At 46.9% G+C, this 22,372-nt stretch carries 17 protein-coding genes; 11 read left to right on the forward strand and 6 right to left on the reverse strand.

Features of this window, described 5'->3' with window-relative positions; genetic code table 11:
• Positions 1-137 precede the first annotated feature (137 nt).
• From ACETMN_RS06210 to ACETMN_RS06240, 7 genes are all read left to right on the forward strand, one after another.
• Positions 138-1,109, forward strand: a complete 972-nt coding sequence (locus tag ACETMN_RS06210; protein ID WP_411735894.1) for an ABC transporter permease — start codon at positions 138-140, stop codon at positions 1,107-1,109.
• A 15-nt stretch (positions 1,110-1,124) separates the two neighbouring features.
• The gene (locus ACETMN_RS06215) at positions 1,125-2,033 is read left to right on the forward strand and encodes a carbohydrate ABC transporter permease (RefSeq protein ID WP_091015560.1); all 909 of its coding nucleotides are present in this window, start codon (positions 1,125-1,127) and stop codon (positions 2,031-2,033) included.
• Positions 2,034-2,074: 41 nt separating this feature from the next.
• A complete protein-coding gene (locus ACETMN_RS06220; RefSeq protein WP_411735895.1) occupies positions 2,075-3,670 on the forward strand; it encodes an extracellular solute-binding protein in 1,596 nt (531 codons plus the stop codon).
• Between the two features lie 105 nt (positions 3,671-3,775).
• Positions 3,776-5,062 (forward strand): alpha-L-fucosidase, encoded by a 1,287-nt coding sequence (locus ACETMN_RS06225; protein ID WP_411735896.1) that lies wholly within the window; start codon positions 3,776-3,778, stop codon positions 5,060-5,062.
• 63 nt (positions 5,063-5,125) lie between these two features.
• On the forward strand, positions 5,126-6,148 hold the full coding sequence (locus tag ACETMN_RS06230; protein WP_091015555.1) for a carbohydrate-binding family 9-like protein: 1,023 nt from the start codon (positions 5,126-5,128) through the stop codon (positions 6,146-6,148).
• Between the two features lie 7 nt (positions 6,149-6,155).
• On the forward strand, positions 6,156-8,789 hold the full coding sequence (locus tag ACETMN_RS06235; protein ID WP_411735897.1) for a transglutaminase domain-containing protein: 2,634 nt from the start codon (positions 6,156-6,158) through the stop codon (positions 8,787-8,789).
• 5 nt (positions 8,790-8,794) lie between these two features.
• Complete coding sequence (locus ACETMN_RS06240; protein ID WP_091015552.1) at positions 8,795-9,847, forward strand: glycoside hydrolase family 18 protein; 1,053 nt, start codon at positions 8,795-8,797, stop codon at positions 9,845-9,847.
• 199 nt (positions 9,848-10,046) lie between these two features.
• Here the strand turns inward: ACETMN_RS06240 and ACETMN_RS06245 are convergent, their stop codons facing one another.
• Positions 10,047-12,347, reverse strand: a complete 2,301-nt coding sequence (locus ACETMN_RS06245; RefSeq protein WP_411735898.1) for a helix-turn-helix domain-containing protein — start codon at positions 12,345-12,347, stop codon at positions 10,047-10,049.
• A 315-nt stretch (positions 12,348-12,662) separates the two neighbouring features.
• Entirely contained in the window at positions 12,663-14,177 is a 1,515-nt protein-coding gene (locus ACETMN_RS06250; RefSeq protein ID WP_411735899.1) for a glycoside hydrolase family 43 protein, read from the reverse strand.
• 178 nt (positions 14,178-14,355) lie between these two features.
• Between ACETMN_RS06250 and ACETMN_RS06255 the strand changes: the two genes are divergently transcribed.
• Entirely contained in the window at positions 14,356-15,219 is an 864-nt protein-coding gene (locus tag ACETMN_RS06255) for a helix-turn-helix domain-containing protein (RefSeq protein WP_411735900.1), read from the forward strand.
• A gap of 134 nt (positions 15,220-15,353) precedes the next feature.
• Here the strand turns inward: ACETMN_RS06255 and ACETMN_RS06260 are convergent, their stop codons facing one another.
• The 4 genes from ACETMN_RS06260 to ACETMN_RS06275 all read right to left on the reverse strand — a co-directional run bounded on the left by ACETMN_RS06260 (position 15,354) and on the right by ACETMN_RS06275 (position 18,531).
• Entirely contained in the window at positions 15,354-15,923 is a 570-nt protein-coding gene (locus ACETMN_RS06260) for a YdeI/OmpD-associated family protein (protein WP_091015546.1), read from the reverse strand.
• An 11-nt stretch (positions 15,924-15,934) separates the two neighbouring features.
• Complete coding sequence (locus ACETMN_RS06265; RefSeq protein WP_105600771.1) at positions 15,935-16,444, reverse strand: DinB family protein; 510 nt, start codon at positions 16,442-16,444, stop codon at positions 15,935-15,937.
• 81 nt (positions 16,445-16,525) lie between these two features.
• Positions 16,526-17,443, reverse strand: a complete 918-nt coding sequence (locus tag ACETMN_RS06270) for a helix-turn-helix transcriptional regulator (protein WP_411735901.1) — start codon at positions 17,441-17,443, stop codon at positions 16,526-16,528.
• A 170-nt stretch (positions 17,444-17,613) separates the two neighbouring features.
• Complete coding sequence (locus ACETMN_RS06275) at positions 17,614-18,531, reverse strand: ArsR/SmtB family transcription factor (protein ID WP_017690213.1); 918 nt, start codon at positions 18,529-18,531, stop codon at positions 17,614-17,616.
• 360 nt (positions 18,532-18,891) lie between these two features.
• Here ACETMN_RS06275 and ACETMN_RS06280 point away from each other — a divergent pair, with 360 nt between their 5' ends.
• From ACETMN_RS06280 to ACETMN_RS06290, 3 genes are all read left to right on the forward strand, one after another.
• A complete protein-coding gene (locus ACETMN_RS06280; RefSeq protein ID WP_192133217.1) occupies positions 18,892-19,839 on the forward strand; it encodes a glycoside hydrolase family 43 protein in 948 nt (315 codons plus the stop codon).
• A 132-nt stretch (positions 19,840-19,971) separates the two neighbouring features.
• A complete protein-coding gene (locus ACETMN_RS06285; RefSeq protein ID WP_091015542.1) occupies positions 19,972-21,315 on the forward strand; it encodes an ABC transporter substrate-binding protein in 1,344 nt (447 codons plus the stop codon).
• A gap of 157 nt (positions 21,316-21,472) precedes the next feature.
• Positions 21,473-22,363, forward strand: coding sequence for a carbohydrate ABC transporter permease (locus ACETMN_RS06290; RefSeq protein WP_036611613.1), 891 nt, complete (start codon positions 21,473-21,475; stop codon positions 22,361-22,363).
• Positions 22,364-22,372: the final 9 nt, after the last annotated feature.

Consider the following 22,372-nt stretch of genomic DNA (forward strand, 5'->3'; position numbering starts at 1 on the left):
CAACAAAAGTGTAAACCCCCGTTGTAACAGCATATTCCGTGATTTTAGAAGTGAAGATTGAAATGGCATATTTACGGATTAGGCAATGAACCATAAACTCGGTATGTAAGCGTTACCAAAAAAGGAGGAAACAACTGATGCAACCAGATGGGAAGTCCGCCTTATCGCAAAACTTATCGGTATACACCAATCCGAGCAGTAAGAAAAATAAATTATGGAGAAGGACGATTCGGAACTGGGAGTTGTATCTGTTTATCGCGCCAGCCTTTTTATACTTTCTGATATTCCATTATGGTCCGATGTACGGCATACAAATTGCATTTAAAAACTTTATCCCAACGCTTGGTGTCACAGGAAGCCCATGGGTCGGATTCGATCATTTCATCCGTTTCTTCAATTCGTATTATTTCTGGGATTTATTATGGAATACCCTTAGCATCAGCTTGTATGAGCTGGCTATAGGTTTTCCACTGCCGATTATTCTGGCGTTAGCGTTCAATGAAGTGAAGGATTCCTTCTTCAAGCGTACTGTGCAGACCGTCACGTATGCACCGCATTTCATTTCGGTCGTGGTGATGTCGGGCATGATCATTACCTTTTTATCACCCTCGTCAGGCATGATTGTCAATTTGGTACAGGCCCTTGGATTCCGGGCACCTCAATTCCTGACGGACCCTGCGTGGTTCAAGACAGTGTATGTACTGTCGGGAGTCTGGCAAAGTGCAGGCTGGGGCACCATTATATACCTTGCCGCTCTATCGGGTGTGGACCCGCAACTGCATGAAGCGGCTGTGGTGGATGGTGCGAGCCGGTTTAAACGAATTTTGCATATTAACATTCCAGCGATCATCCCTACGATCACTATCTTGTTAATTCTGAATATGGGCAGTATTCTGGGCGTCGGATTTGAGAAAATCCTGCTGCTGCAAAATCCGCTGAACATGGGCTCGTCCGATGTCATCTCAACATTTGTCTATCGGTCCGGTCTGGTCGATGCACAGTACAGTTTCTCTACGGCGGTGGGATTGTTCAACTCCGTAGTTAATGCGATTCTGCTTATTACCGTGAATCAGATTGCACGCCGTACCAGTGAAAACAGCCTATGGTAAAAGGAGAGAATACATATGTCATCCGCTGTGAAAGAAAGCAGAAGTGATAAATTGTTCTTATTGTGCAATTACATCTATCTGACGGTAGCGCTTGTCATTGTGCTGTATCCGCTGTTATACATCATCAGTGCTTCAATCAGTGATCCCAAATATGTAGCTTCCGGTGAGATGTGGCTGCTTCCAAAAGGGATTACGTTTGAAGGTTACGCCCGGGTGTTTGAGAACACCAACATCTGGATTGGGTACAAAAATACGATCATCTATACCGTTGTAGGCACCATCGTTAACCTGATTGTTACACTACCGGCAGCCTATGCGCTCAGCCGCTCGGACTTTGTTGGACGTGGATTCTTCATGGCGATGTTTATGGTAACGATGTTCTTCGGCGGAGGGCTTGTCCCAAGTTACCTGCTGGTCAAGGATCTTGGTATGGTGAACAGCATGTGGGCACTTATTCTGCCCGGGGCTGCATCCATCTGGAATATTATCGTATGCCGTACGTTCTTCCAATCGACCATTCCCAAGGAGCTGCAGGAAGCAGCGCATATTGATGGATGTACCAACACACGCTTGTTCGTCAAAATCGTGCTTCCGCTCTCCATGCCAATCATTGCAGTGATGGCACTCTTCTATGGAGTTGGACACTGGAACAGCTATTTCAGCGCCATGATTTATCTGAACGATTCATCCAAGTACCCGTTGCAGCTCTTTCTGCGGCAGATTCTCGTGCTTCAGGAAATGGCGGCTCAAGGGGGAGGGGCCATTGATACCTCTTCAGCAACGGCGATGAATACGAAAGCGGAGATTGCTGCGTTGGTTAAATATGCTGTCATTATAGTTGCGACCCTTCCGGTCATTGCAGTTTATCCATTCCTCCAGCGTTACTTTGTACAGGGTGTTATGATCGGTTCCGTTAAGGGATGATCTTAATCCATATACCACATTAAACAAGGGGAGTTGTTGTCATGAAAAAGCTTCGCAAGGCTTCATCCATTACACTCTGTCTCACCTTATTCGCAACATTGCTTGCAGCCTGTGGTTCAACCAATGAAGACGGAAGCACGACCTCCAAAGTAGAGGGGGTCAAAAAAGAAGGTTTCCCCATTGTAGACAAAACGCTAACGTTAAAGGTCATGTCCCAGGATGCGGGCGTAGCCGATTGGAGCACGATGCCTGTGCTGCAAGAAATGGAGAAGTTGTCTGGCATCAAGCTGGAGTACCAGCTCTCACCAATCGACAGCTTTGAAACGAAGAAAAATCTGGTTTTCGCGAGCGGAGACTTGCCCGATATGTTCTATGCTGCGGACCTCAAGCCAGCTGAGCAGGTGACATATGGCAGTCAGGGCATTCTGATCCCGTTGGAAAAATACATTGACGAGGGTTACGCCCCGAATATCAAAAAGATTCTCGATGAGAACCCGGATGTCCGCAAATCATTTACAACACCTGATGGGCATATGTATGCACTCCCATTCATTGATAAAGCCGCCGTGTGGTATAGAGGCCCAATGTGGTACAACGGGGAATTCCTAAAGGCACTTAATGTTGAAGAGCCTAAGACCACGGAAGAATTGTATACGTATCTCAAGCGTGTAAAAGAAGAAGATCCGAATGGTAATGGCCAGCAAGATGAAATTCCGCTGACTTCTGTAAAACTGGATGATCTTCGCATGTTTTTCTTCGGCTTCTGGGGAATGTACAACGAAGGCATCTATTCTGATAAGGACGGAAAAGTTCACTACCCTTATCAAGAAGACGGTTATAAAGGGTATCTGACATTCATGAATCGCTTGTGGAAGGAAGATTTGCTGGATCATGAGACCTTCTCTCAAACAGGCGATCAGAAAAAAGCTAAAGGTGAAAGCAACAAACTTGCACTGTTCAACGATTACCATCCATACTTCACGCTCGGTGGTGAACCTAGCACGGATCATCCGCTGATGACACCCGTGAAGAGTGAGGTAGCAGACTCTCCGGTATACGGCAAACACCCGGGTATGTCGGCTCGCGGTACCTTTGCTATTACGAGCAGTAACCCGTCACCTGAGGCGACGATGCGATGGATCGATTACTTGTACAGCTATGAAGGTGCGACTCTGTTCAATCAAGGTCCGGAAGGTGTGTTATGGCAATTCAAAGACAAGGAAAATCACGTAAAAGAGTGGCTTCCCGTTCCTGGGGGTGGGGATCGTGAGGAATACCGCGGTAAAATCACGCCGAACTTTGGTATCTTGACACCTGGCATTAATGATCCCGAAGTAGCGAAGGGTCTTCGCACCGAATTTGATGAGTGGATTGACCAGCAGAATCAAGAGAAGTTGGTACCTATCGGAAAAGCACCATTTCCTAACGTTTATTTGACGAATGAAGAGCAAAGCGAAGCAACCGCTCTATTGTCTGACCTGGATACGTACGTTAAACAGATGGAAGCGAAGTTTGTGACCGGCCAGGAACCACTTGAGAACTGGGATAAGTACATTGCACAGATGAAGAAAATGGGCAGTGACCGTATCATCGAACTGTATCAGGGGGCATATGACCGCTGGAATTCGGGGCAATAAAGCCTATCGAGGTACACCCCATGCAGAAAGACAGCAGTTAGCTTCAACAATGTTAGCTGCATTAAATTTTTCGCATATAAGAATTCTCGGGGGAGGTGGACCGTTATGCAAAAATGGTTTGAAGAAGCCAAGCTGGGGATATTCATCCACTATGGCATCTATGCGGTAGACGGGGTTGCGGAGTCTTGGTCCTTCTATAATGGCAGGATGTCCTACGACGAATATATGAAGCAACTGGATGGGTTTACGGCTTCGGAATTCAACGCGGAGAAGTGGGCGGACCTGATTGAAAAGTCTGGAGCCCGGTATGCGGTGCTGACAACGAAGCATCATGATGGCGTTGCGTTATGGGATACGCAATATAGTGATCTCAATGTTGTCAAACAGACACCAGCGAATCGTGACATTGTGAAGGAATATGCGGAAGCGATTCGGGAAAAGGGCATTCATCTGGGGATGTATTTCTCGCTGATTGATTGGTCACACCCGGATTATCCTAGCGTGTATGAAGGTGGAAAAGTACCGGAGGATCTCAGTAGTGTCAACCGGCATTCAAGTCCTGTGGACGGCGTTCAGGATCAGGCAAAGTGGCAGAAGTTCCTGCAATTTAATAACCATCAACTGGGAGAGATTTTAACAAATTACGGAAAGGTGGATCTGCTGTGGTTTGATGGGGACTGGGAACGGAGCGCCCAACAGTGGAATCTGCCGGAGTTCAAGCATTATCTGCAATCTTTTAACCCGGATATCATCATCAACTCCCGCCTTCAAGGTTATGGGGATTACAAAACACCTGAGCAGGGCATTCCGATTACAAGACCGGAGGGACCCTGGGAATTCTGCACCACAATCAATACATCTTGGGGTTATGTGCCAACCGATCATAAATATAAATCCCTGAATCAGATCATTCGAATGTTCTGTGACTGCATTTCCATGGGCGGTAATATGTTGCTGGATATCGGTCCGTGTGAAGATGGCACCATCGATCAGAGGCAGGAGGATATTCTGCTTGGACTGGGAGCCTGGATCCGAACCCATGAAGAGGCGGTCTTCGGCACGGATGAAGGCATTATGCCTCGCTATTATCTGGGGGGAAGCACCGTATCCGAGGATCGAAAGACGCTGTACCTGTTTGTGTATGACGATCCAAAAGAGAATGTGTGCATCAAAGGTCTCTGCAATCCGATCAAGAAAATTACCGTGCTGCATTCGGGCAAAGGACTCCATCATGAGATTCATGGAGGCGTGCCATGGTTCAATATTCCGGGAACAACGTGGATTAAGATGACCCCGGAGGACACACATGAACAGGTGACCGCTCTTAAGCTCGAATTCGATGAGGAGCTGGAAATGTACGGCGGCGCTGGAGCCGTTGTCACCCATAACTAACTATTAGGGGGAGGGCGTGTGCCGATAGATGCATGCCCTCCCTTACGAATTGGAGAGAGTGACATGAACAGAAGTGGAGTGCCAGAGCCCAAGATTGAGTATGCTCCCAAACATTATATATGCAATCGTGCGCAGGAACCGTTGGTATTAGACGGCCGTGTGGATAAACAATTTTGGGATACGGCCCATTGGACAGATGATTTCGTTGATATCGAAGGTGATATTCGTCCAAAGCCAGAGAAACAGACGCGGGTAAAAATGCTGTGGGATGACGACTATTTCTACTTTGCTGCCGAGCTGATGGAAGATCAGATCTGGGCTACCCTGACTGAGCGTGATTCCGTTATTTTTTATGATAATGACTTCGAGATTTTTATCGATCCCGACGGGGATTCCCATCAATATTATGAGTTCGAGATCAATGCGCTCAATACCGTATGGGACCTGTTATTAGTGAAGCCTTATCGGGATGGTGGGCCTCCGGTTAACGGTTGGGATATCAGCGGTCTCAAGACGGCCGTATATATCGATGGGGAACTGAACAATCCTGGTGCGGATAACCGAAAATGGAGCTTGGAAGTTGCGATTCCCTGGAACAGTCTAAAGGAATGTGCCGAAGAAAACCGTCCACCTGCACCGGGTGAGTTCTGGCGTGTCAACTTCTCACGTGTGGAGTGGCAGACCGAGGTACAGGGCGGTGAGTACCGCAAGGTGCTGAATCCGGAGACGGGCAAACCTTATCCAGAGGACAACTGGGTGTGGTCACCTATGGGTATTATCAACATGCATTACCCGGAGTTATGGGGTTATGTTGTATTCTCGGATGACGGAACGGATCAGGCGTTTGAGTTGCCGGAAGACGAACGAATCAAATGGGAGCTTCGCAAGCTCTACTACCGTGAACGCAATTATTATGAAACCCATGGTGAATTTACACAGGATGTGAAGCTGCTTATGGGTGAGGAATCATGGAGTTGTGAGCCTGTTATTGAAACGACTCGCAGCCTGTTCCAGATTACTGCGCCGTCTTCGGACGGAACGGCCTTGATCTGTATTCGGGAAGACGGAAAGCTGTGGAAGGAGTGAGAATGCAATGACCAGCCAAACCTTGGTATTTACCCTTGATGCACAGTCATTGGAGAGAATCGAGCAGAAGTTCCAGGAGAAGGTACGTTTTGCAGAGGCCCGCAAATCGGAATTGTTTCATGTTTTTCAGCAGGAGCTAACGCATGAAGAGGCATGGGCGTTGAAGGTTGTCTATGCCTATATGCCGGTAAACGACATGGCTGATTATAACGGGGACTTGTTCTTAAGTCATGTGCGACGGGCTTTGGACACTCGCAAACGTGTGCCTTGGGGAGAACACGTTCCTGATCATTTGTTCCTTCATTTTGTACTGCCTTATCGCATAAATACGGAAAATATTGAAGATTTCCGCGGTTTGATCTATGACGAATTAGCCGAGCGGACAGCGAAGTTATCCATGGCTGATGCCATTCTGGAGACCAATTACTGGTGTCATGAGAAAGCGACCTATATTGGCAGCGATCTGCGCACGATATCACCGCTGACGATGATCCGAAATGCTCGGGGTCGATGCGGCGAAGAATCCACGCTGGCGGTGGCCGCTCTTCGCAGCATCGGTATACCTGCCCGTCAGGTCTATACGCCGCGCTGGGCTCACTGCGACAGCAATCATGCTTGGGTAGAAGCCTGGGCAGATGGTCAATGGTATTACATCGGGGCATGTGAGCCGGAAGCCCGTCTGAACCAAGGTTGGTTCAGCCCGCCAGCCCGCAGGGCCATGCTGATTAATACAAGGATCTATGCCGACTATCCCGGACCAGAGGATATTACGCTCTCGGAAAAGGGATTTACGGAAATTAATTTGCTTGAGGACTATGCGCCCACACGCAACATCTATGTGAAGGTGAAAAATGAACAGGGAGAGCCCGTACCCGGCGCGAGTGTTCGTTTTGAGCTGTACAATACGGCTGAATTCTATCCGATTGCCGAAATTAGGACGGATGCACAAGGGGAAGCGACCTTTAAGACTGGCTGTGGTGACCTTTTGATTCGTGCAGTTAGCGGCGGCAAGTGGAGTGAGATCCTATTCAAGGCTCAGGAAAACAAGGTTATCGAACTGGTGTTAGACTCGGCAGAGCAGCCTACAGGGAGTGCAGATTTCGATATGGTCCCTCCGCCTGAAGGGAAAGGAGAGGTCGGGACTGCGTTACCCGAAGAGAAGATGCAGGAACACAACCGTCGTCTGGAGGAAGGAGCGCAGATCCGTGGCAGGTACGAAGACACTTTCCTGAGTGAGGAGGAAGCTGTCTCGTTAGCTAAAGGGGTTGGACTTCCCTCCGTACGTGTATGGGATATTCTCCGTAAGGCACGGGGGAACAGCCGGGAAATTGCAGCTTTCCTGGAGGAACGTTCCAATCCATACGGTGAGTGGCCGCTCCGGTTGCTGGAGTCGATGAATGAAAAAGATTTAATTGATACTTTCCGCCAGACGCTGGATGATCATCTGATCGGTGCGCTCTCGCAGCAAGGATCTTGGGCGGAAGATACATTTGTGAGATACATCCTGTGTCCGCGGATTTCCTATGAGATGCTGGTCCCTTATCGAGGTATATTCCACAATGCCTTTTCGGCAGATGAGGCGGCAGCGTTCAGGGTGAATCCCTCGACACTTGCCCGAATGCTGGAACAGCAATATGAATACTATGAAGATCTTCCTAATCTAAAAGGCAAAGGGAATCCAATAGGGACGTTTAGTCTAATGAAGGGAGACTCTCAGTCGCTGGATATTTTGTTTGTGGCTGTATGTCGCAGTTTGGGTATTCCAGCCCGATTACATCCGAGCGCACAGAAACCACAGTATCTAAGTGACAAAGGCTGGGAGGATGCAGTGTTTAGTCTCACCTCACCTCAAACTCAAAAGAACACAAGCTGGGGAATGCTCCATCTTCATAGGGATATAAAAGTTCCGCAGGATACACCTGAAGCATCTTATTTCGAAAATTTCTCGTTTGCCCTTCTGGAAGATGGCGTCTACAAGACGTTGATTTATCCTTATGGCAGTACGGATGTCTATAGTGAGCCATATGAGGTTGAGGCAGGAGCTTATCGCTTAACGACAGGCATTCGGATGAAAGATGGAACGGCAAAAGTACGATTCGTTTACTTTACCGTGAACGCTGGAGATACCACTGAGGTTGTCTTGTCTTATCGCGAGACTGAGGTTGATATTCCTGTACTGGGTAAACTGGCACCAGGAAGTATACTGACCCGTCTGGATGGTACAGAGGTAGAACTGAAGGAACTTCTGGGATCGGAGGGTGCCATTGCTGCCTGGATTGAACCGGAGCGGGAACCGACCAAACATCTGATTCGTGAACTGTGCGAGCTGGCAGAGCCGCTGGATAAGTTGGGTATTCCAATCGTACTCATGATCGGAGATATGGAATGGAACGCTTCTTTTGACCCTGTTGGTTATCCAAAGCTGCCTGTACGTACGGTTTTTGTACAAGATTCCAGTTATGCTTCCTTGTCTGGCTTCATTTCGAAGCCTGCGGCTTATGAAGCGGGTTATCCACATCTGTTTGTGCTGGATACTCTGCATCAAGTTCGTTATTCGGCTTCCGGGTACAAGATTGGTACCGGGAAGGAAGCCTTGCAGATTGCTGCTGCGATATCTCAATCATCGATTGGATCGGAGTGAAGAGAGTGATGAAATATATTGCTGCGGGTTATGCCGTTGATTCAGTTCTTCCTGACATGACACGTGAGGATCTGTCGAAGTTAACACATCTGAACATAGCCTTCGGACATGTCAAGAATGATGCAATCACTACCGAGCATTTAAAAAATGGCCATGTGATCCAGAACATCAAGCGGGAGCATCCAAATCTTAAAGTGCTGTTGTCTGTAGGCGGATGGAGCGCTGGCGGTTTTTCCGAAGCCGCCTCAACCCAGGCGGGGAGGGACAGCATGGCTGCATCGGCGTTTAGGGCGCTGGAGGAATATCCTTTTGACGGGATCGATCTGGACTGGGAATATCCTTGTTACGGTGAAGCTGGTATCGCATCCAGTCCTGATGATAAACGGAATTTTACCTTACTTCTCAAGACGATGCGGGAGGCACTGAGTGCCAAGGGAGAAGCGGATGGCCGTCATTATCTGCTCACCATTGCAGCAGGGGCTGATCAATACTACGTTGATGGTACAGAGATGGCCGAGGTGCAGCAGTACCTGGACTACGTGCAGTTGATGACCTATGATATGCGCGGCGGTTTTCAGGTTCTGACCGGACACCATACGAATCTGTACACGCCAACAGGAGATCTGTTTCGAATTAGTACGGATGCTTCCGTGGCCCTGTTTGTTCGAGCTGGTGTCCCGAAGGAGAAGATTGTGATCGGAGCTGCGTTCTATTCCCGGATCTGGAATGAGGTTCCTGACCGAAACCACGGGCTCCATCAAATAGCTGGTAGCACAGGCGGCTACGGTCCGTCATTTGCCGAGCTGGAAGCGAAGTACATCAACAAGAATGGTTACAATCGTTATTGGGATGAAGAAGCCTGTGCACCATTTCTGTTCAATGGGTCCAGCCTCATATCGTATGATGACGAAGAATCGATCCAATGCAAATGTGCTTACGTAAAGGAGCAAGGTCTGGCCGGCATCATGTTCTGGGAGTACGGCTGTGATCCGACTCACCGTTTGCTGGGTGCAGTACATCAAGGGCTGAAGGTTCTTCCGGCTGGGGAAAGCGGATAAGGCCGCCGGGCGCGACGAATCAGATTATTTCTTCGAACTAAAAACATACGAAGGGGCCGTCCTATATGTCATGAGCATGACGTATAGGACGGCCCCTTGTTTGCGTTATTTTGGTCTAATGAATCAGGCACTGTTATTCGCTCTCATATACATTGTTTACTGTTCTGAGATGTAACCATCACAGAGACGATATCTCCCTTTATCCAGTACATTCCTCGTCATCATCATCCGGGGAATCGGCGGAGCCGTTGGGACGGTGCAATTTACGGTATTGCCCTGGGGTATAACCCGTCTCTTTTTTGAATTTGCGGATGAAGTTTGGTGTATCCAGGTAACCGACACGCGTGATGATATCTTTTAACGGATCGGTAGTATGCAACAGTAGTCGAATGACCTCATCCATCCGTTTCTGCCAGATATATTGGGTAAAGTTCATGCCGATCTTTTCTTTGAAAGAACGACTGAAATAGGATGAAGAGATCGTGAATTTCGATGAAATCGTACCTAAACTGAGATCATAATCAGAGAAATTGGCATCGATATACGCAACGATTTCATCCATAAGAGAGCTTTCTTCCGTCTCACTCTTCGCCTCGACATGGGCGCAGATTTCGGCGGCGAGGCCTGTCAGTTTTTTCTCCAAATCCTCCAACGAGTCGTAGGAAGTGATTCTTGGAAGTTGATCAACCACATGATGGATTCCAAGCTCCGAGGCGGTTTTGAGCATGGTATTCAGAATATCAAAGCAGATGCAACGCAGCAGCGGTACAGACGGCATTTCGGATTTCAGGGTATTCAACGCAGTTGACACCATCTGAACCGCCACATCATAGCTGCCTTGTTTTAAGCTCTGAACCAGCTTTAATAACACATCCTTAGGGACCCAGAAGGAAGAATCCTGTGCATCGGAACCGGAAAGGTTGTTAAAGTATGTACTGCTGCCCTGTCCATGCAGCATCGATGCTTCCAGAGCGGTCGAGGCCTCAATGTAGGATTGATTCAGCTGTTTCGGATAAGTGTACCGATTGCCTATCCCGATCGCGGGCGCGACCCCGGTGTGTTCAATCACCATCCATTGCAGTTTTTCAACGATAGGCTCCATACGGGTATTCAGGCTACCTTCATGCCCAATTTCGGCATCGAATCCCACGATAAGGGCCAATTGGTCTGCCTGTGGCAGCTCTACGCCGTAAGCATAAGCAGACAACTCCGGCAGCTCCACATCGTTCATCAGCTGCATGACAGTAGGTTGCTCGGGGTTATCACCGATAGGAAAAGCATGCATTTCCCAGCCCATGATCATGACAAAATAATGGGATCGGTTAAAGCGTATGCCAAGCTTATCCGTAAACTCAGAGGGAAAATCTCCGGTGTGACCGTGCTTCAGCAACATGAGCAAAATATGATTGCGAGCATAGGGCTCCTGAAGATCTACGCGCTGACTATAATCATGCAGTGTTTTTTTAATCCATTCCAGCTCGTTGGTGGTGGAGGATGGATCAGGATCATTCTTCAACCGAATGAACTCCATTAAGTCTGAAATCGGATGGTACTGTCTTCGGGCCAACATAATGGCGAGGAACGTGCCCATCACCACCATGAAGGAGAAAACAAGAACAACAAAGGTGCGAATATGAACGATTCGGCTAAAAAATTGGTTGCTGGGCATAGCGGTTACATAAGTCCAACCCGCATCCGATTTAACGGATACAACCGAATGTGGTTCTTGATTTAAGGAGATGCTGTGCGTTCCGGGTTCAAGAGCAAACAGAGCGTTAACTTCCTGTTCGGATATGATTTCTCCCTTGTAATTGGCTGCCAGTACTTGCCCGAAATTATCGAAAATATAAGTCATCCCGTGATAGTCGCTGAGGATGGAATCAATTAGGCCCGTCAGATTGGACTCGTGAATCAGGTACATGACGGTTCCATGGGCGGGCGTATTGTTAGGTGCAATCGGTACAAGGTAGGCCAGCATGGAATTGGGTATTCTGGTTCCTTGGACGACCTGCTCTGCTGGACGTATCGTGGGGGACTGTACGCTATTCAAATCCCGGATCATGTCTGTTTTGTTCCACGTAGTAAATTTGTAGCGACCAGTGAATACATCCAGGTTCTCAGAACCTTGAGAAGAATAGATGTTATCATCTCCACGGAAGAACAGGAATAACTCATCGATAATGGAACTGGTGGCTTTGTATTTGACCAATGCGCCGATTGATTCCCGACTATAGTACGGATGGTGGGTCCAATACCGCGTTAACTGCTCATCGTAGGCGATGCGAAAAGCGATGTCTTGGAGTTCCTTCATGCGATCATCAATGACCGTTTTGGCTTGAGTGAGCTGATTGACATTGGTCTGTTCAATCTCTGAACGGAGCGTGTCCACAGCGTTGTGATAAATAATGATGGTTAAAATAACAAGAGGGATAAGGAAAATGGAGATATAGGATAGTGTGTACTTAAACAGAAGCTTGGACTTGAAGTGATTCCATTTCATATCTGCAACCTCCCGTTTTTCTTTCGTGCTGCAGCGATAGCGCTCTCATATGGGCAGTGAAGGTATTGCCAAGATGGTAGCTGCTGGGGTGTTCCTTCTAAAAATACTAGGAGAACTTCTCTAATAAAGCAATGGTTCTTTTATAAATTCCAGTGCAATCCGTAAGAAAGATATAGTTATAGCAAAATCCCCTCAAAGTTCACTCATTTCCTTATGCTACCACACAAGGCTTTTCAAAGAGTATCTACATTAAGGGGATAATTTTAGCTGATCATATATTATATTTTCTATTACTGAATATAGGAGTTAAAACGATTATTCGTTCAGAGGTTCATAGTCAAACCAATCGTAACTTGCAGGTGTACACTCCTCCGATGGAGCATAGGCGTACATGGCGATCATCACACCAGTGAAACCACTCGCCACTTCGGTAGATAACAGATGTGTTTCTCCTGAACCCACTTCAATGGCATCGGATGAACCTTGCTGGTAGAGGAACGTGAAGTGATTACGGTCAGCCTTGATTTGTAATACAACCGGCCCCTTGTCACAGTCAAGCACCTGTTCGGTTCGCATAGAGCCGACGGTTCGTCGCAATACGATTTTCTTCTGACCGTCAATCCGAGTTACAGCCAAATCATAATGATATTTATGATTCATAAATACCGTTAATCCAGCTTCCTCACCGCTCGCATTTGGCTCATAACACAGCTCGGTGGCCGTATTGCATAAGAAATGGCTTAATCGACGCCCGACAAAGGCAGGATTTTGTCCATCATCGAGTGAAACCGAATGACCACGAAGGATGAGCTGCCCGGGATTTTCAGTGAGCGTCCAACTACCCGGAGCCGGATTACGTAAGAAGATCCAGTTCATGCCTAATGATGGTTCGTCAAAATCATCCCGAATAGCCTGAGGTGACCAAGGGTGCTCAGCCAACAAAGGCCCAGTCATCACCGGTTCAATATGTCCATCAACACCGATTGTCGGCCAATCGTTATCCGTCCATGTGACAGGTGCCAGGAACGTTTCACGTCCCAGATGGTGCCGCATGGGGTAACCTGCTGGACGAAGGCCAAGACATACGGCCCACCAGCTTCCATCCTGGATCTGGATAAGGTCTGCATGTCCAGTTGCATGAATGCTGGTTTTCATGCTCCGATTGGACAGAATCGGATTATGAGGACACGGATCAAATGGTCCATATGGCTCTGTGCTCCGAGCAATGGTCTCCATATGACCATACTCGGTTCCACCTTCAGCGATCATCAGATAGTAGAGGCCGTTTATTTGATACATGTGGGGAGCTTCGGGTGCTGCTCCTCCGGTTCCAGTCCAGATCAATCGGCTATCGGTTAGTCTGGCTCCGGTCGTGATGTCTATCTCGCACTGATAGATGCCCTCGCCCTCATCGCTGTTACAGGCCGTCTGAAAATACACATGTCCATCTTCATCAAAGAGAAAAGAGGGATCAATGCCGCCCTGATCAACAAAAATCGGAGCAGACCATGGTCCCTCGGGCTGGGCACTACGTACATAAAAATTTCCGCCGCCGCTGACATTGGTTGTTGTCATATAGAACCAGCCATCATGGTACCGGAGTGTTGGGGCGAAAATGCCGCCAGAGCTGCCTGCATTCGCTAGAGGGAGTTGCTCAGTTGTTGTGAGGACATGGCCGATCTGTCGCCAGTTCACAAGGTCTTTGCTGTGGAAGATGGGCACACCTGGGAAATATTCAAAGGTACTGGTTACCAGATAATAGTCTTCATCTACACGGCAGATACTCGGATCTGGATAAAACCCCGGAATCACCGGATTGGTATATTTCATCATGTTATGCTCCTATCATTTCGAGAGTTTAATATGGATCTGAACGAGAACGTATGAGATGTATCCTTGCTACAAGGGGAATTATATCGTCTTTAATCATATCCAACCTTGATTTTTCGGTCCTCGAATAGCATGATATAGACATTCAACCCAACATGGTTTGCGGAGGGGAATGCTTTTGAGTAATGCATATTTGAGATGGTTTACTTCAGATCAAGAGTTTCCATTTTTCATTCAGTATGGTGGACACGACCAAGACATGGAACTTCATAATCATGTGGACTTTACGGAACTTGTCATTGTTCTGAGTGGTCATGCAACCCATGTAGTGAACACCGAGGAATTTTTTATTAAAAAAGGGAACGCATTTGTGATTAATGGCGACACCCATCATGCGTATAAAGACCCTCATGATTTTAGGATCTGTAACATTATGTTCAGTCCCGAGATGCTTGCTTCGGCTGGGCCCGATCTGAGAAAATCTAACGGCTTCCAGGCGCTGTTTGTTTTGGAACCGTTTTATCGTAATATTCACTCCTTTCCGAGTAAACTTTCGTTATCCATTTCCAGTCTGGAGTATGTAGAATCGCTGATATCGTTCATGATTGAGGAGTATCAGAGTAAACAGCAAGGGTATCAGACGATGTTGATCTCACGTCTTACGGAGATGGTTGTTTATTTGTCGAGGCTATATGATACGCAGGAGAAAGGGATCCAAGATAATAATCTGATGCATCTGGCCAATGCCATTTCATTTATCGAAGATCATTATCTGGAGCCACTGTCGCTAGAGGATATTGCGGGGAAGTCAAATATCTCCATAAGGCATCTGAACCGGATTTTTCGATCCTATTATCAGATGACCCCGATCTCTTATCTGCAAAAGTTGCGTCTGGAGAAGGCTTGTCATTTGTTGAAAAACGGGAATCTGTCCATCACGGAAATTTCGTATGAATGTGGATTTAACGACAGTAATTATTTCACCCGCCAGTTCAAGAAAGCCTTTGGTAAGTCTCCCAAAACATACAGGCAGACTCATTAATACCTGACCGAATATGATGTGTGAGCGGGGAGAGGTGAGCAGAAGTCTGGGCCGAGATTCGCCAACGTATAAATCCAAAAAAACAAGCAGGACCATCCTACGAGGAGGTCCTGCTTTCGTATTTTCAAGGGCTTTTAATAATCCAGAAGCCGTCCGTGATCATGCCACTGACCGTACATTTTATTTTCCTTTGTGTTGGTTATGAACTTATCCAATCTGCTCTGGAATAATGCTGGCTGTTTCTTAACACTTTGGATCGTATCGATCCGAACGTTTTGATACAGGGCAGGGAATGTCGTGAAATTCGCATAAACCTGCGGGTTCTCTTTCAACCTTTGTTCGATTACACCATCCATAATGAAAGCACTCGGGTCCATCACAGGTAGCGCTTTTCTGCCTTCGTCATGCATGAGGCCCAACTTTTCAAGACGACGGACACGTTCCTTGTTCAATTCTGTCCATGAGCTACGTTTGCTTCGGGGAGATAATCTCTGTGCCAATCGAGTCTCGGATATTTTCTTTTTGACCCCATCGATCCAGCCAAAGCATAGCGACTCCTCAACCACATCCAAATACAGCAGAGTATCCGGAGTGGGTTTCAAGCTAACCATGACCCAGCAAGATTTCTGGACTTTTCCATGCTCCTGCAACCAACTTCTCAATTCTTCCCTCGATGTCACGGGGATACAATGTACATTTTTCATCGCATCGTTGTCTATACTTGAGCCGGTTCTTGATACCAGAAGAGAGAATAGTCGTTCATGACGGAAGCATGCCCCAACTGACGGAGCATGGTAGACACATTGCCTCGGTGGTAGGTCCCGTGATTGACCAGATGGAATACCATTTCCGATAAGCTGGTTTCGCGGACGCCGGCAAATGGATTATCGAGCAGCACGGTTTGTTCCAGATTAGTTTGGCCTTGGAGCCATTCGCTGTATTGTGCCGACAGATCGGCAAACATTTGCATGTACTCATCTATTGAGCCGTGAATTTCACCATTGAGAGGCATGCATGCCTGGAGTGCCTCGGGCATACCGGTGCCCGTTAACACCAGATACCACATCTTATCCACTGCATAGATATGGCTGAGGGCATGGGCGATGGTTGGAAATGAACTGTTCACTTCCTGACTCAGCACAGAAGAGGGGAGTTCTTTGATTCTGTTCAGAATGGTTTGATTAGCCCATGCGTTGTAGTTATACATTTGTTCCGGATGATTCATGAATGATCGTCTCCTTTAATTTGGCGAGGATGTGGTTACTTACTAAAATGATTATAAAAAAAGAAGTATGACAACAGCGTGTCATACTTCTTCATAGAGTTTAAGTGCGTCTCGAAGCTGTTCTTTCAGAATACCTCGTAATTCAATCGGTTCAAGCACCTCAGCGCCACTTCCCAAACTAAGCAGAAACGACCATAACCACTTGGCTTGTAACGGTTGATGAACCGAGATGCGCATCGTCATACTTCCATCCTCGTGAAATTGCTTATCTGCCTGTTGAAAATGATCCATGGCTTCCGCTAGCGCTTCCGGGTTCACCCGAAATACAACATCACTTACCTGATCTTGCCATGATGGATCTGACACAACATTCTCTTGGGGAAGCTCAAGGTGGGGTTGGAAGTGTTCCGATGTCAGCTGCACGTTCATCATCCGGGACAGTCGGAACTCGCGATAATCCTGCCGTGTCTGGCAAAATCCGTATACATACCAATTACGATATTTAAAATGAAGTCTTAAAGGTTCCAGATGGCGGGGTGTATGTTCATTCTTTGTATTGATGTAGTCAAAACGGACAACCTGATGATCCGTAATCCCTTTACGCAGATGAGGAAGGGCGTCAGGTTCTGTTCGGCGAGTCTCCAGATCCACCGACAGACTTGAGGTTTGATGCTCCGGTCCAATCGTTTGCAGACGTTCAATCGTGCCTTGTGCACGTGCATCTTCGAATACTGTGGATAGACTGCTCAGGACCGTGATCAGGGAATCTACATCATACGAACCGAGCAAGCTTTTATCCATCTTGTATCCGTCCATCATGCCGTAGCCGCCTTTGAGTCCCTGATGGGAGACGACCGGGAAGCCGGCGGCACAGATTACATCAATATCCCGATAGATTGTTCTTGGGGACACCTGAAACTCTTCCGCCAAGGTGGAAGCAGACAATACTTCGTGGTTCAGCAGTTTATATATGATTGAGATTAATCGCTCCAATTTCAAAAGGTATCCCCGCCCGTTATTCCATTTTGTCATTACAGGCCATTATTATATCACAACAAAAAAAGAGTGCTGGATAGCACCCTTTCGAAGACACATGATTGTTGTTGTGTTGAACAGTTACGTTAGCAGATCGGTCGAACTTCATATCGAGTGAATAGTCAGAGATGACTCTACTCTTCTTGCACGTTATAGAGAACCCGAGCGAGCAGATTCTGTCCATAGTTTCCGAAGTTTTTGCCAAAGATCGTTAAGCCCCGTTTGTTCAAAGGTCCGTCGGTAACCGCAATGCGGAAGTGAATATCGCTTTTGTAATCCAGCCCAATCTGGTCCAGCGTTACATCCGAGATACGACATCCGTCGATATAGCTGCCCTCTTGCGTAATCCGAATCAGCTTCAGCATACCGTACTGATTCAAGTGGGGAGGCCACCATTCCGGGTTGAAGGTCCCGCGTGTATTACCGAAATCCCCTGGACTCGTCCAGCAACCAATCTCAATACCGTTGACATAGAAGTAAATATCCGAAGGGTAATTGTCACAAAAGCCAGGGGCCTCCGAACCCAGTTCCATCGACAACTGAATTTCGCTAAAGGACTGATTAGGTTTGAGATAGTTTGGAATCCGATACTCGAGATAACCCTCGGCCAGCCAGATCATCTCCGCATCAATTCGCAGTGGATCAGCAAAGTACCGCGGATCATCGAACTCTCCAACAATGCTGTCCCGGGTAGCGAGACCACATGTAGGTGCGGCCTGATAATCGCTGTAATGACCGACCTGAATTTCTACCTCATAACGATTGTTAATCTCTTGTGAACGCAGATCAACCATCAATTTTTCCTCATTGAGATAACATATCTTCTGGATTCCATGTTTGCCAACAGCGGTGTTGATCTCGATCAATCCGCTCTCTTCAAGCTTCTTGATATGCATTGTGATGGCACCATTGCTCAGTCCCAGCTTGGTTGCAAGATCATTGAGATTAAGGCTTTGGTTCTTGGCCAGCAGCTCGATAATCTGAATCCGGATTTCCGAACTGAGCGCTTTGAAGATATTCACACCCGACATCAGATCTTTAATATAAATCATAGGTGGATTTCCTTTCCCCGTTCTGAACAAAGTCTTCGACACAGACATTTGCACATTTATATGTTTTATTTCAGATAATTATAAATCATTCCCTCATGGAAGGGAAGGGTGGAGAAATAGAAGCCAAAACCCTTGTGTATAGCGCAAATACGAATATATAATCTATATTTAGTTCACTATTCCGGTTAAAATAAGTGTTAATCAGTTCACATATATTTGAAATATACCATTGAAATGTCATGTAACCGCTTTTATAATCCTATTATACCTAAATTGATTCATTACTTCATGAACCTAATTAACCATTTGATCGGAAAGGTGGAGTTTGGTTTGGAAAAGTTAAGCAATGTGAAGAGGGTTATGTGGAAACGGTTGGCGTTACCGGCATTACTTGTGATGGTATTACTGCTGGCAGGTCAGTCAAAGGCTTTGGCGGCGTTCTGGAATCTGACCGGAGATACCGCTGTTCATGATCCGTCGATTATCAAAGAGGGCAGTTCCTGGTACACCTTTTCAACCGGCCCGGGCATTCAAGTATTGAAATCCGATAATGGATCGTCCTGGTATCGTGTTCCACAAATCTTCTTAAGTAAGCCATCCTGGTGGGCTTCTGCCGTTCCGGGACAAAGCGGATTGGATGTATGGGCACCGGACGTAGAGCAGTATAACGGAAAAGTGTGGCTCTATTATTCGATCTCGACCTTTGGCTCCAATCGGTCTGCGATTGGTCTTGCGTCTGCGAACAGCATTGGAGCAGGGCAATGGAAGGACGAAGGATTGGTGCTTCAAACCACGACCGCCAATAATTATAATGCCATTGATCCGAATCTGGTCATTGATGCTTCAGGCAATCCATGGCTGGCTTTTGGTTCGTTTTGGAGCGGTCTGAAGATTGTCAAACTGGACAAAAATACGATGAAACCGACAGGAAACATAACTTCCATTGCGGCGCGCCCGAATAACGGAGGTGCTATTGAAGGACCAAGTGTTGTATATCGTGGCGGCTATTATTACCTGTTTGCTTCCATCGATTCTTGCTGCCAAGGGGTGAACAGTACCTACAAAATGGTCTATGGACGTTCGACCAGCATAACAGGCCCTTATGTGGACAAAAACGGAGTCAATATGCTGAATGGTGGCGGGACGGTACTGGATACAGGCAATGTGAAATGGAAAGGTCCAGGTGGTCAGGACGTGTACAACGGCAATGTCATTGCACGACACGCCTATGATGCAGAGGATAATGGCAATCCGAAATTGCTGATTAATGACTTGCTTTGGGACTCGAATGGCTGGCCGAAATATTAATTTATTTTAGATAAATATAAAATGTTTTATAAAAGTATTGACTAAAGTGATCTGGATTTGATAAATTTAACAACAGAAATCTTATTTCATCCAATTGAATACGGTTACAAGTCCAGATCAGGAGGGGTTCAGATGGTAAAGAAAAAGAGTTGGGTCACATTTATGCTTCTTATGCTGGTAAGTGCACTGGTACTTGCGGGCTGTGGAGGAGGCAGCAGCGGTGCAAATGGGGACAAGGAGTTAACGTTTATGTTCCGTGGGGGGACAGATGAGCAGAAAGCATACCAAGCGGTGGTCAAGAAATTCGAAGAAGATCATCCGGGTGTGAAAGTCAAAATTATCGTAACGGCTGCGGATCAATATGCAACCAAGCTGAGAGCGGCAATTACCGGCAACAGCTTGCCTGACGTATTTTATATCAATCCGGGCGACGTGAAGGCGTATGTGAACAGCAATGTGCTGATGAACCTCACTTCGTATATTGAAAACAATCCGGATGTGGATCTCGATAATATCTGGAAATACGGCGTGGACCTGTACCGTTATGATGGCCAAATGGCAGGACAAGGTGACATCTATGGTATGCCGAAGGATCTGGGGCCATTTGCACTGGGTTACAACAAAACGTTGTTTGAAAAAGAGGGTATCCCACTCCCTGACAAGGATAAACCATACACATGGGAAGAGTTCATCAAGGTGAACCAGCAAGCGACCAAGGATACCAATGGAGATGGTAAACCGGATGTATACGGTACTGGATTCAACGTACAGTGGGCCCTGCAATCCTTTGTATGGAGCAACGGTGGGGATTGGTTGGATGAGACCAAAACAAAGGTAACAATTGATGATCCAAAATTCGCTGAAGCCTTACAATTCTTCGCGGATATGCAGAACGTATACAAAATTACACCTTCCATTGAGGAAGCGCAAACATTGGATACGTATCAACGCTGGATGAAAGGTGAAATGGCTTTCTTCCCAGTAGGCCCATGGGATATGAGTACATTTGAGAAATTACCTTTCGATTATGATTTGCTGCCATTCCCTGCGGGATCTACTGGTAAATCGGCAACGTGGATCGGATCTCTGGGAATCGGAGTATCCGCGAAAACGAAACATCCGGAAGAAGCGGCAGCATTGGTGAACTACCTAACGGCTTCGAAGGAAGGCATGCAGCAACTGGTAGATGCCAAGGTACAGATTCCGAACTTGCTTGATATGGCAGACGAGTGGGCCAAAGATACATCCACGAAACCAGCCAACAAACAGGAATTCATTGATATTGTTGAGGATTACGGCCGGGCACTGCCAGGTAACTACACGTACAATGCAGAATGGTATGACCTGTTCTTTACGGACATCCAGCCGGTATTGGATGGCAAGATTACAGCCGCAGACTATGTGAAGCAGCAACAACCAAAAATGCAAAAACTGCTCGACAAAGCGGTTGAACAAGAAAAGAAATCTCAGAAATAGTAGATAGGAAAGGGTGATGCCGGCAGCCTGCAATCATGCTGCTGGCATCATTCGTATTGGGACTTATTGGATTCCATACGGGCATGTGGCATTCGTTGATCGGCAAGGTTCAATCGAAGAATGCCACATGCTGATACTAGAAACAGGGGTGAACAAAGTGATTACGAAATCGAGTTTGTATCGCAAAGAGATGCTGTACGGATATCTGTTTATTTTACCTCCGATTCTTGGATTGCTGATCTTTGTCATGTTCCCGTTCCTCTACTCCCTTTATGGTTCCTTTACGGATTGGGACGGACTGGGACAGATGAACTTTATCGGTTTGGCCAACTTCAAGGATTTGCTGACGGATGACCTCTTCTACAAAGCGATGTTTAATACATTCTTCCTGATGCTCGGTATTCCGATTGGATTGTTGCTCGCATTGTTGCTGGCAATGGGTCTGAATCGTAAAATTCCCGGCACAACGACATTCCGTGTGATCTATTACATTCCAGTTATTTCTTCCCTTGCTGCCGTGTCCATCATGTGGAACTGGGCGTACAACGGGGATTACGGTCTGGTCAACCAGTTCCTTGACCTGTTTGGGATTAAAGGGCCTAACTGGCTCGCGAACAAAGACACGGTCAAACCCGCTCTGATTATTATGACAGTGTGGAAGGGTCTGGGATACACGATGTTATTGTACTTGGCGGCACTGCAAAGTGTATCACGTACATACTACGAGGCGGCTGAGCTGGATGGAGCCAATGGGTTCCAGATCTTCCGCAATATCACCTGGCCTATGGTGAAGCCAGTTACCTTTTTCCTCATTGTTACAAATATTATTGGGGGTTCCCAGATCTTCACCGAGATGAACATTATGACACCTACGGGTGGTCCCGAATATTCTTCGGCATCGATCGTTTTCTACATTTGGCAGAAAGCCTTCAGTAACTTGCAGATGGGTTATGCCTCAGCGATGGCCATGATTCTTGGTATTTTCATTTTTGTCATTACCCTGGTGCAATTCAAAATGAACGAAAAATCAGCCTATGATGGGGATTGATTGTCAAGG

The sequence above is a fragment of the Paenibacillus sp. M2 genome (assembly GCF_046713495.1).
Classification (GTDB): Bacteria; Bacillota; Bacilli; order Paenibacillales; family Paenibacillaceae; genus Paenibacillus; species Paenibacillus amylolyticus_B.